Origin of the sequence: Corynebacterium pseudogenitalium (assembly GCF_024453815.1) — a bacterium.
GTDB classification, from domain to species: Bacteria; Actinomycetota; Actinomycetes; order Mycobacteriales; family Mycobacteriaceae; genus Corynebacterium; species Corynebacterium pseudogenitalium.
Genome location: NZ_CP072934.1, coordinates 727,398 through 741,162 on the forward strand (window position 1 = coordinate 727,398; position 13,765 = coordinate 741,162).

10 protein-coding genes and 1 tRNA gene are annotated in these 13,765 nt (G+C 64.9%); 3 read left to right on the plus strand and 8 right to left on the minus strand.

All coding sequences use genetic code 11. The annotated features are described in order from the left end of the window. Window positions 1–27: 27 nt before the first annotated feature. The 3 genes from KBP54_RS03500 to KBP54_RS03510 all read right to left on the minus strand — a co-directional run bounded on the left by KBP54_RS03500 (window position 28) and on the right by KBP54_RS03510 (window position 2,813). Window positions 28–1,518, minus strand: a complete 1,491-nt coding sequence (locus KBP54_RS03500) for a gluconokinase (protein ID WP_256006337.1) — start codon at window positions 1,516–1,518, stop codon at window positions 28–30. Window positions 1,519–1,539: 21 nt separating this feature from the next. Further along, window positions 1,540–2,079, minus strand: coding sequence for a YceI family protein (locus tag KBP54_RS03505; RefSeq protein ID WP_256006338.1), 540 nt, complete (start codon window positions 2,077–2,079; stop codon window positions 1,540–1,542). A 95-nt stretch (window positions 2,080–2,174) separates the two neighbouring features. Continuing rightward, entirely contained in the window at window positions 2,175–2,813 is a 639-nt protein-coding gene (locus tag KBP54_RS03510; protein WP_256006340.1) for an esterase/lipase family protein, read from the minus strand. Between the two features lie 20 nt (window positions 2,814–2,833). On the opposite strand from KBP54_RS03510, the gene KBP54_RS03515 reads away from it, so the two are divergent. Both KBP54_RS03515 and KBP54_RS03520 read left to right on the plus strand, forming a co-directional pair. Continuing rightward, window positions 2,834–4,051: an alpha/beta hydrolase gene (locus tag KBP54_RS03515; RefSeq protein WP_256006341.1), complete on the plus strand. Its 1,218-nt coding sequence runs from the start codon at window positions 2,834–2,836 to the stop codon at window positions 4,049–4,051. Window positions 4,052–4,101: 50 nt separating this feature from the next. Beyond that, complete coding sequence (locus KBP54_RS03520; protein WP_256006343.1) at window positions 4,102–6,468, plus strand: bifunctional lysylphosphatidylglycerol flippase/synthetase MprF; 2,367 nt, start codon at window positions 4,102–4,104, stop codon at window positions 6,466–6,468. 78 nt (window positions 6,469–6,546) lie between these two features. Here KBP54_RS03520 and KBP54_RS03525 read toward each other — a convergent pair. From KBP54_RS03525 to KBP54_RS03545, 5 genes are all read right to left on the minus strand, one after another. Continuing rightward, window positions 6,547–6,619, minus strand: a tRNA-Arg gene (locus KBP54_RS03525). Between the two features lie 80 nt (window positions 6,620–6,699). Further along, entirely contained in the window at window positions 6,700–6,981 is a 282-nt protein-coding gene (locus KBP54_RS03530; RefSeq protein ID WP_070362845.1) for a mycoredoxin, read from the minus strand. Then, window positions 6,978–7,469, minus strand: coding sequence for a dihydrofolate reductase (locus KBP54_RS03535; protein WP_256006345.1), 492 nt, complete (start codon window positions 7,467–7,469; stop codon window positions 6,978–6,980). The genes KBP54_RS03530 and KBP54_RS03535 overlap by 4 nt, the downstream gene beginning before the upstream one ends. Beyond that, complete coding sequence (locus tag KBP54_RS03540; RefSeq protein ID WP_070976104.1) at window positions 7,469–8,269, minus strand: thymidylate synthase; 801 nt, start codon at window positions 8,267–8,269, stop codon at window positions 7,469–7,471. The genes KBP54_RS03535 and KBP54_RS03540 overlap by 1 nt, the downstream gene beginning before the upstream one ends. After that, entirely contained in the window at window positions 8,266–9,042 is a 777-nt protein-coding gene (locus tag KBP54_RS03545) for a 3'(2'),5'-bisphosphate nucleotidase CysQ (RefSeq protein WP_070976106.1), read from the minus strand. The genes KBP54_RS03540 and KBP54_RS03545 overlap by 4 nt, the downstream gene beginning before the upstream one ends. A gap of 77 nt (window positions 9,043–9,119) precedes the next feature. On the opposite strand from KBP54_RS03545, the gene KBP54_RS03550 reads away from it, so the two are divergent. Continuing rightward, a complete protein-coding gene (locus KBP54_RS03550) occupies window positions 9,120–13,751 on the plus strand; it encodes an ATP-dependent helicase (RefSeq protein WP_256006347.1) in 4,632 nt (1,543 codons plus the stop codon). Window positions 13,752–13,765 lie beyond the last annotated feature (14 nt).

Below are 13,765 nucleotides of genomic sequence, written 5' to 3' on the forward strand. Positions count from 1 at the left end.
ACTGGGACAATCAGACTGATTGTAGAGCTACTGTACAACTAACGTGCGGTACGCAGCCTCGAAGCGGTCGCGGAGCTTCCTGAAGTACTCGGCGTGTGCATCCACGCTGCGGTGTCCTTGGCCGAACGGGGGCGTTGCCCGCTGTGCCTCAGGGGCGATGGCGTCGAGAGCGATGAGCACGGTACCGCGCAGGGTGGCGCGCTTCATCTCCAGGGGGACGACGTCGCAACCAAGCGCATCGGCGAGCACCGACAGCCACGCCGGGTGGTCAGCCGTGACACGGCCGGAGGCCACGACGCGCTCGGGGACCGCGCCCGCCTCCTTGAGCTGCTCGTAGACGCGCAGATACGACATTGTGATGCCCTCAAAAACGCCCCGCCACAGGTCAGCTGGCGTCGTTGCCGCAGTGACGCCCAAGAGTTGCGCCTGCGCGGTGGCTGCCCAGCCTGTGGAGCGCTCGCCGGTGAAGAACGGAAGCACCAGTGGGGCGCGCCCCGGTCCGGAGGAAAGCACGGCGACGATGTCGTCCGGGGCCACCGGCTGGATCGTTTCCTCAAGCCAGGTGACGGCGCGGCCGACATCGTTGAGCGCGCCGCCCAAGATGGCCTTGTCGCGCGCGATGCGGTAGCACCACAGTCCCTCTGGGATGCGAGCTGGCACCTCCGGGAGGATGACGCGCATCGCGCCAGAGGTTGCCGCGGCTACCGCGATGGTGTCGGGGCCGGTCGCGCCGGGGCCGACATTGGACGGCCAGCCGTCTGGGATGCAGTGGAACCACGCAACCCCATTGAGCGCGGGCCACGCGGTGTCATCCGGGTAGTCGGGTTCGTCGGGGAAGCGCAGCGGCTGGATCATGTCGTGCGGGATGTCGATGGCGTCGAGAATCTCGGTGTCGAGCTCCCCGGTGTGCGCATTGGCGACGCCCGACCACGCCGCGGTAGAGACGGCCAGGCCATGGATGCCCGCGAGCTTGTGGTACACGTACTCGCCGATCGTCATGACCGTGGCTGCGCGCGAAAACTCTGGCAGCTGTTCTTTGGCCCAGGCGAGGCGCGCCGGGTGGTAACTCGTGTGGAGGCGCACGCCGGTGCGCTGGTGGTACTCGGCCTCGTCGATTGTGTTGCGGAGCCGTTCGACGTAGTCGCGGGATTGTGAGTCCGCGTAGGTGTACAGCGGGGTCAGGGCGTCGCCGTGGGCGTCGACAAGGAGGAGGCTCGAGGCGAACGAGTCCATGCAGATGGCCTCAATGCGCAGGTCATGCGCTGCGGCGAACGCGACGGTGTCGTCGATAACCTTGCGGACCTCGGCGACGACCTGGTCGGCGTCGATGGTGCTCGCGCCGTCAGCGGTGGTAGTAAACGCGTGCGCAACGCGCTGCTTCGCGCCCTTGACGGGGCGGCCGGTGGCGTCGTAAAGGCCGCCGCGGCTCGCCGTCGAGCCGACGTCGATGCCGAGGACGTATGGCCCGCGAGAGTCCCGTACAGGGACCGACATGGTTGGGATCTTGGTAGCGCTCATACCCCGATGGTACGGCAGAGACTAGGCGCCCTGCTTGATCGCGGAGCCCTCAATTTCAATGGCGACCTTCTCACTCACGAGCATGCCGCCCGAGTTGAGCGGAGCCTGGAAATCGATACCGAAATCGGTGCGGTTAATTGACGTGCTGGCCTCGAACCCGATGCGCGTGTTGCCGAACGGGTCCTCCTCGACGCCGAAGGTCTCAACCTCGAACGTGACTGGCTTCGTGGTGCCCTTGATGGTCAGATCACCCGTGACCGTGCCGTTGCCGGCCTCGTCTACGTTGAACGCCGTCGAGGTAAACGTCATCTCCGGGTGCTTCTCCACATCGAAGAAGTCCTCGCCGCGCACGTGTGCGTCGCGGTCCTCGTTTCGGGTATCGACGCTCGCGGTCCGGACCGTGCCCTGTGCCGTGCTTGCTGCCAGATCGTCGGTGAGCGTGATGGTGGTGTCGTGGTCGGTAAACTCGCCGCGGACCTTCGTCACCATCGCGTGGCGGACGGTGAAGCCGATGGAGGAGTGTGCCGGGTCGAGCTTGTATGTACCGGTGAGCTGAGACATGATTCCTACTTTCGTTGACGTGTCATCAAAAATGATTGCAGGTGCGAGTGTAGGTGATTATTGGTGACGTATCAACAATGTAGGGTTGTTGCTGTTCAGCCGGTGCCGGAAGGGCATACCCCGAGCGCCGCCAGGATCTCATTCGTCCGCAACGCCAGCGCCGCATGCGATACACCAGACACCTCGATCACGTCTCCCCACCGTGACGACCACGCTGGAACAATGCGGTCAGCATCCGAAACGATGGAGACGATTTCGGTACCGGAAGGGGCCACTGGCTCCTCCCGGAAATGCTCCAATTCGACGAACGCGTCGCCAACCACTGCCCGAACAAGTCCAGGCGGAAACAGACGCGCAATGCCGTGCGTGCCACGCCACGAGGCTCCGAGGCCCACGATCGTGCCGCAGCGCGCGGCGATTGCGCTCAGCTGAACAGCCCTCAGCCCGATCAGCGCGCCATACGAGTGCCCCACAACATCGACCTGCTGCGCAGCCAGGCTGTCGAGGAACGCCGCAATCTCTTGGGACGAGGCGTCGATACCTGCCGTTGCCCGATGGCCGTAGCCAGGCGCAATCAACCCAATCCCATGTTTTTCCAGTTCGTGTGCAAGGCGGCGGAAGACAAAAGGGGAGGAGCCAGTGCCATGGAGGGCCACAACGATGCGGCCTGTTGTCTGGGAGTTCGCTGTTGAAGGCGATGGAAGTATCCGTGGCACGTAGGAAAGCAACGCCATAGCGTCTTAAACTACTCGCCGTGGATGCAATCCGTTCGTTATCCGTGGTCAGCACAGGCGCGACCTGGGCGATCTACCTCTCCTTAGCTGCTTCCGTGGTTGTCGCGTTGTGGTACGGCCGTCAGCACCGGCGCATTGCACTCGCAATCGCGGCAGCGCTGCTCGTAGCGGCGTACCTGTTGCTCGCGGTGTGGCCGAAGCCGTTCCCGGATGCAATTCCGTGGCACATCTACGCCAGCTGTGCAGCTGCCGTGTTCGTGGTGGCGACCATCTTCTTGGCGCCGCGGTGGCGGTGGCGCCTCGCCCCGCTCGCAGTGATTCCTTTGATGCTGGCGTACCTCGCGGTCAACCTTGTTTATGAGCAGTACCCGACCCTCGGGTCCTTCCGCCCGGTCCCGGTCACCGTGTCCATGAATTTGGATCAGTTCCGCGAAACGACGACCGCCCCGACCCTCGACGGCAGGGAAGTGGGCGCCCTAGTGACCCTGCCTGCCCCACCGCTGCGCGATGCAATTGTGTACGTTCCGCCCGCCTACTGGCATGGCGAGCACCTACCGGTCCTCGTGCTGCTCGCGGGAAGCCCCGGCAGCCCAATCCGGTGGTTTGACGAAGGCGGGGCGCAACAGACGCTCGACGACTACCAAGTTGCACACGACGGCGTAGCCCCCATTGTCGTCAGCGCGGACGGCACAGGAACAACCACGGGGAATCCCGGGTGCGTGGACGGCCCGGATCTGCAAATCCAAACCTACCTGGCCCAGCAAATTCCACAGCTGGTCAAGGACAATTTCCGTGTGAAGGAAGACCAACGCACGTGGGCAATCGGTGGGTTAAGCTACGGCGGCACGTGCGCACTCCAAGTGATTACCAACGATCCCACGGCCTACGGGACGTTCCTCGACTATTCGGGTGAGGCGGAACCGAACCTAGGCGGGCACCAACGGACCGTCGACGTGCTGTTCGGCGGCGACGAGGCCGCGTTCCAATCCGTGAACCCGGAAACGCTCCTTCAGGAGGCAATCGGGACTGTGACCTACAAGGGAATCGCTGGCAGGTTTGCCGCCGGCAAGCGTGACCAAGAGGCTATGGCAGCGCTTCCGCACCAAAACGAGCTCGCGAAGAAAGCCGGAATGAGCACCACATTTCGCTCGCTGCCAGGTGGGCACAGCTTCGAAGTGTGGCGAGTGGCGTTGCGCCAAGACATTGACTTCGTTGCTCAACGCGGAGGAATTCAATGAAACACTTGATCAGCACCTGTTTGAGGAAAGTTCCAGTCACGCTCGGCCTCTTGAGTATTGCGTGGGCCACGTATTTAGCCTGCGTATTGTCGGGTGCGGCCCCGCGGGAGGCTTTCGGATTGCGCCTTCCCGTTGATCCCGACCTTTGGCACTGGGCCACCGCAGGGCTGACCGCAGGTAACCTCGTCGGGCTCATCCTGGCCACTGTCGCAGCGCTGCTATTCGCAGTTCCAGCCGAGGTGCGACTTGGCTCTGCTCGCTTCGCGGTTGTGGCGACGGCTTCCGAGTTTGTAGCGCTTCCTTTCGGCTTCATTATCGGTAGTGCCATCGAGCGAGCAGGCTTTAACCTGTGGGGCCCAGACCTTGCCAACGAGACCTTTGTGTCTCCGGTCGCGTGGATCTTCGGGCCCGCCGCATTCGCCACTGCCTTCATGGGCGTGCTGTGGCGACGTCGCCTCCGCCTCGTGTTGCTTGCGATGATGACGACCCTTGTGCTCTACGACGGCTCACTCTCAGGCGTCGTTGCACTTGTCGCCATTGTCGCAGGGACCGTCGCTGGCGTCCTTGTCACGGACACAGGTACGCCACGCAGAATGTCGCTGCGGGAAGCACGGGTCCTGGTGGCTGCCCTGTTTCTTAGTGTTGCAATCGGACCAGTTATCACGGCGATCAACCCCGCTGCACAGGGGCCTTTCGCAGGAGTGAGCAAGCTGATGTGGGAGCCGACAGTCGCAGGGCATTTAGTAGCCCAGCGGTGCGCTGACGCTACATCCGTCGCCTGCGCGGAAGCGATGGCGGTAAACAGTCAACATGGCCTCGGTCCCTTGCTGATGAATGCCTTGCCTATCGTTTTGTCAGCCATCCTTGCGCTGGGGCTCGTGCATGGCAGGAAACTGGCATGGTGGGCAGCCGTCCTCGTCAGCGTTGGATCCATTGCGGTGATCTGCTGGCAAACAATCGGTGGGGGAGCAGACGGCTCTACCGCTGTGAACACAATACTGGTAGTTCTCCCGTGGCTGGTCACCATTGCAGTCCTCATTGCCACTCGCCGCCGGTTCACGGTTCCGTCCAACTGGTACCGTGGCGCGGCGATCATAGGAGGGACGTGGTTAGCAACCGCAGCACTGTGGACCTGCGGAGCCTGGGTTGTGCGAGACGGCTTCCTCGGAGGAGCATCGATAAGCGCGCTGCTTGCTGAGCTGCCGAACAGGTACCTCCCACCCGTGGTAGCTGTGCTGGCTCCAACGCATGCGTTCCCCATCAGCTCCGTGGCGTGGATCTTCTACGAATGGGTGGGAATCATATTCTGGATTACCGCGTTGATTGCACTGTTTGAGGTGCTGTCCGCGCCGCCGTCCGAAGCGCACGCGCAGGACCGCCAGCGAGCCCGGGAGATTCTGGTCCATGGGTCCGGTGACCACCTCGCGTGGATGGGGCTGTGGGAAAGAAACCGCTACTTTTTCTGCGGGACGGACTCCGGCGACGGAGAAGGCGTCGTCGCGTACCGCGTCTCCTACAACGTCGCTGTCACGGTCGGAAGTCCCGTGCACCGAGGCACGATGACAGAAGAAGCCGTTGCCAGTGCGTTTGAAGAGTTCGCCGCACGTCAAGGCTGGAGAATCGCGTGGTACTCAGTGCCCGGCACCTTTGCTCGTCCCGACTTCCGACGCATCCACGTCGCCGAAGAATCCATGTTGCTGACGGACAACATCGAGTTCAAAGGCAAGAAATTCCAGAACATCCGAACCGCGCGCAACCGTGCGGCGAAAGAAGGCGTGCGCGCCGTGTGGACGAGCTGGGCCGAAAGCCCAGTGGAAATGCGTGAGCGCATCGTCGCGCTCTCAGAACAATGGGTCGCAGATAAAGCACTTCCAGAAATGGGCTTCACCTTGGGAGGGCTCGACGAGCTCCGCGACCCGGACACCAAACTCCTCCTCGCAGTGGGCGACGACGGCAGCCTGCACGCAGTGACGAGCTGGCTGCCCGTCTACGAAGGCGGCGCCCTCGTCGGCTACACCCTTGACTTCATGCGCCGCGACGCGAACGGGTTCCGGCCAGCCATCGAATTCCTTCTCGCGGAAAGCGCCCGCATCGCTGCCGAGCAAGGACTTGGATGGGTCTCCCTCTCCGGAGCGCCGCTGGCTCGAACGGATGCGCCGGAATCACTCGTAGAAATCATCCTGGATAAGGCCGGTGCGACGATCGAGCCACTCTACGGCTTCCGCTCACTCGCTGCCTCGAAGCACAAATTCCACCCGACGCACCAAGGCTGGTACCTGCTGTACGAAGACGAAATGTCACTCGCTAATATCTCGCTAGCAGTCATTCACTGTTACCTGCCGGACATGAAGAAGTCGGACATGATGACCGTGGTCAAGGAGTTCCTGGGCCGGCCAAATCTTGCGCAAAGAGGGTAGATAAGTTAGTGCATTCGCGTTCTTTGCAGAAATGCGAAACCCCCGCAGCCTATTTGCGCAGGCCGCGGGGGTGTTTTGCGCCCCAGAGAGGATTCGAACCTCCGACACCGGCTTTAGGAGAGCCGTGCTCTATCCCCTGAGCTACTGGGGCAACTCGACTAACAGTACCGCAGGACAGAAGTGATGCCAAAGTCGCGGGCGCCCGCGACGGCATCGCTATTTGCCCGGGTGCTAGGCCTCTTCGCCGGTCAGTTCGCGCAGCTTCGCGCGAACAGCGGACGCGGCAGGGTTGGTCGCGTGCGTGCCGTCAGAATAGAGGACGGTGGGGACGACGCGGTTGCCGTCGTTGACGGACTCGACCCACGCGGCGGCGTCCTCGGCGCCTTCGGCTTCGACGTCAACGACGTCGTAAGGGGTTTCGGTACGGTCGAGGCGCTCGCGAAGCTTCTTGCAGAACGGGCACCAATCGGTTGCGAAGATGGTGACGTGGGAAGAGGTTTCGGGAGTGGTCATGATTTTGGGCCTAACCTTTCGAGGCGTTGGTACTTGAAACGGGTGCCATTGGCGGAGGTATGCCACGGTCCATCAGAAACGATAGCGAAGTCATCGGTGACGCGGGGCGCGCGGACGGCGGACGCTCCGAGCTTGTCTGCGACGTGGACATCGACGATCGTGCGTTCAATGACGTCTACTTCGTCGATGGTTGCTTCGTAAATCTGGCCACCGCCGATGATCCAGGCGGACGTCTTCAAATCTGGGATGTCGCGGGACACGAAGGCGCCGTCGGACCACTCGCCGGGCTCGCGCGAGGACAACACATGGTTTGTTCTGCCCGGCAGCGGCTTGATGGGGAGGTGGTCCCAAGTCTTGCGCCCCATGATGATCGGGTGGCCCAGCGTGATCTCCTTGAAGTGGCGCAGGTCCTCAGGCAGGTGCCAGGGCATGCCCACGCCGTCGCCGATGATGCCGTCGATGCTTTCGGCCCAGATCGCGCCCAGCATTAGACGGACACCTGCGCTTTGATCGTCGGGTGCGGGTCGTAGCCGACGACTTCGATGTCGGAGAAGTCGTAGTCAAACAGCGACTCTGCCTTCCGCAGCTTGAGCTGCGGGTAGGGGCGAGGCTCACGGGAGAGCTGCTCGCGCACCTGGTCGAAGTGGTTGTTGTAAATGTGGCAGTCGCCGCCGGTCCAGATGAGTTCGCCGACCTCGAGACCTGCCTGCTGTGCAAACATGTGCGCGAGCAGGGCATAGGAGGCGATGTTAAACGGCACGCCCAGGAACATGTCGGCGGAGCGCTGGTACACCTGCAGGCTCAGCTTGCCGTCAGCTACATACAGCTGGAACAGCAGGTGACACGGCAGCAGCGCCATGTGCTCGAGCTCGGAGACGTTCCACGCGGACACCAGGTTGCGGCGCGAATCTGGGTCCTCCCTCAACAGCTCGAGCGCGCGCGAAATCTGGTCCACGTGCTGCCCATCGGGGGTAGGCCAGGAACGCCACTGCACACCGTAGACCGGGCCGAGCTCGCCATTTTCGTCGGCCCACTCGTTCCAGATGCGCACGCCGTGTTCCTGCAGCCAGGTCACGTTGGAGTCGCCGCGGAGGAACCACAGCAGCTCGCCCACGACGCCCTTGAAGTACACCTTCTTGGTGGTCAGCAGGGGGAAGGACTCGGAAAGGTCGTAGCGCAGCTGGCGGCCGAAGACGCTTCGCGTGCCGGTGCCGGTGCGGTCGCCCTTATCGGTGCCGTTTTCCAGGACGTCGCGCAGGAGGTCTTCGTACGGAGTCACCAGGCTCACTTCGCGACGACCCCTTCGAAGGAGCCGTGCTCGTCGTAGTACTTCGCGCAGGCTTCCAGGATGTCGTCGGCAAGCTCCGGACGGCAGATGAGCAGATCCGGGATGTAGGTGTCCTTGTTGTTGTACTTCAGCGGCGAGCCGTCGAGGCGCGAGCAGTGCAGGCCCGCAGCCATGGACACACCAACTGGTGCTGCCTGGTCCCACTCGTACTGGCCACCGGCGTGTACGTAGGCGTCAAAATCGCCGAGCAGGACATGCATTGCCTTCGCGCCAGCGGAACCGACGGGGTTGGTCTCGAAGCCGAGGGCATCAGCAACGAACGGGGCGATCGCCGGCGGGCGGTTGCGCGACATTGCGATCTTCTTCGCGAACGGCCCCGAGACGTGGCGTACGTCGGAAGATTTGAATACGACGCCAAGGTCCGGCAGACCTACCGCCGCGTGGGTCGGGACGCCGTCTTCGACGAGCGCGATGTGCACGGCCCAGTCCTGGCGGCCGGTTGCGAACTCCTTCGTGCCGTCGAGCGGGTCAACAATCCAGACGCGGTTGTTGCTGAGACGGGAGTGGTCGTCGGCTGCCTCTTCGGACAGAAATGCATCGCCCGGGCGGTGCTGCTCAAGCACGCGCGCGATCCAGTTCTGTGCCAGGTCGTCGCCGGCTTCTCCAAGTTCACGTCCGCGGAGAAGGCCAACACCGCGAATACCCTTGAGGATCTCGCCGGTGCCTTGCGCGATTAAGTTTGTCAGCCGAGAGTCTGAATACTGAGCAGTCATGGCTTCGACTTTAGCGCGAAACCAGCCAAAGGAACCATTTCTTTTCGCCTGCCTGCACTATCTGTATTCTGGCGGGCATGGCCAAAGGAATCCTCGAACGCTTCAAACCGCAGGTGGCGACCTGGTTTGAAGAAGTATTCGAGGCGCCAACGCCAGTGCAGGAGCAGGCGTGGGCCACGATTTCCGACGGCGGCAACGCCCTGGTGGTAGCGCCTACCGGTTCTGGTAAGACGTTAGCGGCCTTTTTGTGGTCGTTGAATTCGCTCGTGGAGCGCGACGGGCAACAGGCCCTGCCAATCGATGGGGCGAACGCCAGCAGCCACGGCGGGGTGCGCACCTTATATATCTCGCCGCTGAAGGCCCTTGGTGTGGACGTCGAAAATAATTTGCGGGCCCCGCTCGGCGGGATTGGGCGCGTGGCGCAGCGCATGGGGCTGGACATACCGGATGTGTCGGTGGCGGTGCGCTCGGGCGACACCCCGCAAGCGGAGCGGTCCCGCCAGGTGCGCAAGCCGCCGGACATCCTGATCACCACGCCTGAGTCGCTGTATTTGATGCTGACGTCGAAGGCCGCGGGCATCCTGCGGACCGTGGACACCGTAATCGTGGACGAGATTCACGCGCTCGCGGGCACGAAGCGCGGCGTGCACCTGGCGCTGTCGCTGGAGCGGCTCGGCCGCCTCGCGGGGGACTTTCAGCGCATCGGGTTGTCTGCGACGGTGCGCCCGCTGGAGGCCGTGGCGGACTTCCTCGGGCCTCGCACGACGATCATCCAGCCGCCGGGGGAGAAGCGCTGGGACCTCGCGGTGCGGGTGCCGGTGGCCGATATGAGTGACCTGCCGGTGCCGGAGGAGGCGTCGACAATTGGGGACGCCATCGTCGACGACGCGCTGGACCTCGACGGGGAGACCGCGGCGCTGATGCCACCGGCGCCGAAGTCGATTTGGCCGCACATCGCGGAATCGGTGTACCGGGAGGTCATGGCGCACCGCTCGACGATCGTCTTCGTGAACTCGCGGCGCACGGCGGAGCGGCTCACCAGCCAGCTCAACGAGCTGTGGGCGAAAGAGCACGACCCCGAAGCGCTTAGCCCCGCTACTCGACGCCCCCCTGCACAGCTGGGCAAAGGGGTCGACCTCGCGGGGGAGGCAGCGCCCGTGATCGTGCGGGCGCACCACGGTAGCGTGTCCAAAGACGAGCGGGCCACGACGGAAACGATGCTGAAAGAGGGCACGCTCAAAGCGGTCGTGTCGACGTCCTCGCTGGAACTCGGCATCGATATGGGTGCGGTGGAGCTGGTGATCCAGGTGGAGTCGCCGCCGTCGGTCGCCTCCGGGCTGCAGCGCGTCGGGCGCGCCGGGCACACGGTGGGCGCGATCTCGCACGGCTCGTTCTATCCGAAGCACCGCTCCGACCTGGTGCAAACGGCCGTGACCGTGCCGCGGATGCGCGACGGGCTCATCGAGGAGCTGCGCACGCCACGCTCCCCGCTGGACGTGCTGGCCCAGCAGACGGTGGCTGCAGTGGCGGTCGAGGACCTCGAGCTCGATGACTGGTACGAGACCGTCACCCGCGCCTGGCCCTACCGGTCACTCGACCGGGATGTCTTTAACGCCGTCATCGACCTGGTCACCGGCGTGTACCCCTCGACGGACTTCGCGGAACTGAAACCGCGCGCCTGGCTCGACGGCACCGTCCTCAAGGCGTTGCAGGGCGCGCAGCGCGTCGCGGTCACCAACGCCGGCACCATCCCGGACCGCGGGATGTTCGGCGTCTTCCTCGTCGGCTCCGAAGCAGAGGGCGGGGCGCCGCGCCGCGTCGGCGAGCTCGACGAGGAAATGGTCTACGAGTCCCGCGTCGGCGACGTGTTCACGCTCGGAGCGACGAGCTGGCGGATTGAAAACATCACGCGCGACCAAGTGCAGGTCTCGCCCGCGCCGGGGCATACCGGCAGGCTGCCGTTCTGGTCGGGAGAGGGCGTCGGGCGCCCGTACGAACTCGGCAAGGCGCTCGGCGCGTTCAGGAGGGAGGTGCGCGGCGGAGCGGGCGTCGATAATTCGCTCGATGCGTACGCGCGCGACAATCTGCGGGCCTACCTTGAGGAGCAAGAGGAGGCCACCGGCGTGCTGCCAGACGAGACGACGCTGGTGCTCGAGCGCTTCACCGACGAGCTCGGGGACTGGCGCGTGGTGCTGCACACGCCGTTCGGCAAGGGTGTGAACGCCGCGTGGGCGCTGGCCGCCGGGTGGCGGATCGCGCAGGAGACCGGGATGGACGCCCAGGCCGTGGCCGGCGACGACGGCATCGTTCTGCGCCTGCCCCAAGGCGACCACGAACCCTCCGGGGCCCTGTTCCAATTCGACGCCGACGAGATCACCGACATCGTCACCGAGCAGGTGGGAAACTCCGCTCTGTTCGCTTCCCGGTTCCGCGAGTGCGCCGCCCGCGCCCTCTTGCTGCCGCGCCGCAACCCCGGCAAGCGCGCGCCCCTGTGGCAGCAGCGCCAGCGCGCCGAGCAGTTGTTGGATGTGGCCCGGAATTACCCGTCGTTTCCGATCATCCTGGAAACGGTGCGCGAGTGTCTCCAGGACGTCTACGACCTGCCAGCGCTGCAAGAAGTCATCCGTGACCTGCAGACGCGCCGGGTGCGCATCGCGGAGGTGACCACGCAGCAGCCGAGCCCGTTCGCCTCATCGCTGCTGTTCAACTACACCGGCGCGTTCATGTACGAAGGCGACACCCCGCTCGCGGAGAAGCGGGCGGCGGCGCTCGCGCTGGACCCGTCACTGCTAGCCAAACTGTTGGGCACCGTGGAGCTGCGCGAGCTGCTGGACCCGGAGGTGATCGCCGAGGTGGACGCGTCGCTGCGCCGGGTCGGCCGCGCCGAGACACCGGAGCAGTTCGCCGACACCCTGCGCCTGACCGGCCCGGTGCCTGTGGACGAGCTCGCGGTGTACACCTCGGTGCCGCTCGCGGGAGTGGAGGCGTCGCTCGGGCCACGCGTGATGCGGGTGCGCATCGGCGGCAGGGAACACGTTGCGCAGGCGCTCGACGCACCGCTGCTGCGCGACGGCCTTGGCGTGCCGGTTCCGCCCGGGGTGGCAGCGCAGGTGGCCACCATCCCCGATGCGCTCGCCCAGCTCGTGCGTCGCTGGGTGCGCACCCGCGGCCCTTTCACGCTGCGCGCGCTTGCCGACGCCTTCGGGCTCGCGCTCGGCGCTGCCTACGCGGTGCTCCAACCGCTTGTCGACGCCAACTCCGTCATCGAGGGGCGCTTCCGCCAAGGCGTTGACGACCAGGAGTACGTCGCGCACGAGGTCCTGCGCGTGATCCGCTCCCGCTCCTTGGCGGTCGCGCGGGCGCAGGCCCGGCCGGTGTCTTCGTCGGCGTACGGGCGTTTCCTGCCAGCGTGGAGTAACGTCGCCGCGGCGGGAACGGTGCCTCCCTTACGCGGCGCCGACGGGGTGTACTCCGTCATCGAGCAGCTCGCGGGCGTGCGGCTGCCGGCCTCTGCGTGGGAGTCCCACATCTTGCCGTCGCGAGTGGGGGACTACTCGCCGATCATGTTGGATGAGCTGACTGCCTCCGGCGAGGTCATCATTGTGGGCGCTGGGTCGGCGGGGGCGAACGATCCGTGGATCATGCTGCTGCCGAGTGACTACGCCGCGCAGCTCTTGCCGCAAGTCGACCCGCCGTTGCTCTCGCTCACGCAGCAGCACATCATGGACACGCTCGCAGCAGGTGGAGGCTACCTGTTCAGCGACCTGCTCACGCCAGCGACGACTGCCGAAGAGCTACGCGAATCCATGTGGGACCTTGTCGAGGCCGGCCACGTTTCACCGGATTCCTTCGCGCCGCTGCGCGCACGCCTTGCCGGTGGTAAGGCCGCGCACCGCGCGAAGCGGCGACCGTCCCGCTCCCGCATCCGCTCCGGCAGGACCTCGTTTACGCAAACCGCCCCGCCAGACATGGTGGGACGCTGGGCCGCCACCCCGCAGCCCGACACCGACCCGACCCGGCGCTCGCTCGCGCTTGGGGAGGCATGGCTGGACCGCTACGGGGTGGTGACCAAGGGCGCCGTCGTCGCAGAGAATGTCATCGGCGGCTTCGCGTTGGCGTACAAGGTGCTCTCCGGGTTCGAGGACTCCGGCAAGGCGCTGCGCGGCTACCTCATCGAGGGGCTTGGCGCAGCGCAGTTCTCCACCCCTGCGACGATTGATCGGCTGCGTGGCCAGCAGGACAGCGACGACGTCGCCGGTTGGCCATCGGGTGCGCGTGAGCCAAAGGTGTACGTGCTCGCCGCCACCGACCCGGCCAACCCCTACGGGGCCGCGCTGCCGTGGCCCGTGACCGGCCCGACCAGATCGGCAGGCGCGATGGTGGTGCTCGTGGACGGGCTGTTGGCGGCCCACATCACCCGTGGCGGCAAGAAGCTCACCACCTTCTTCGAGACCTTCCCGGAAGGCATCGAAGATCCGCTACCACTTGTCATCGACGCACTATCGGATGCCGTCGCCGCCGTGAGGATGCGCCCGCTCAACGTCGAAACCGTCAACGGCGAGCCCGCGTTCCGGCTCCGCGATCTTGGCGTGGCGGTGACGCACAAGGGCGTAAGAATCGGAGGCAAGCAGGCCGCGCCCCCGAAGCGGCGCGGGCGCAGCATGACGGAGGCCCTAGGGGATCTGGACGGGCTCTCCTTCGACGATTAGTGTTTCGGCTGGGT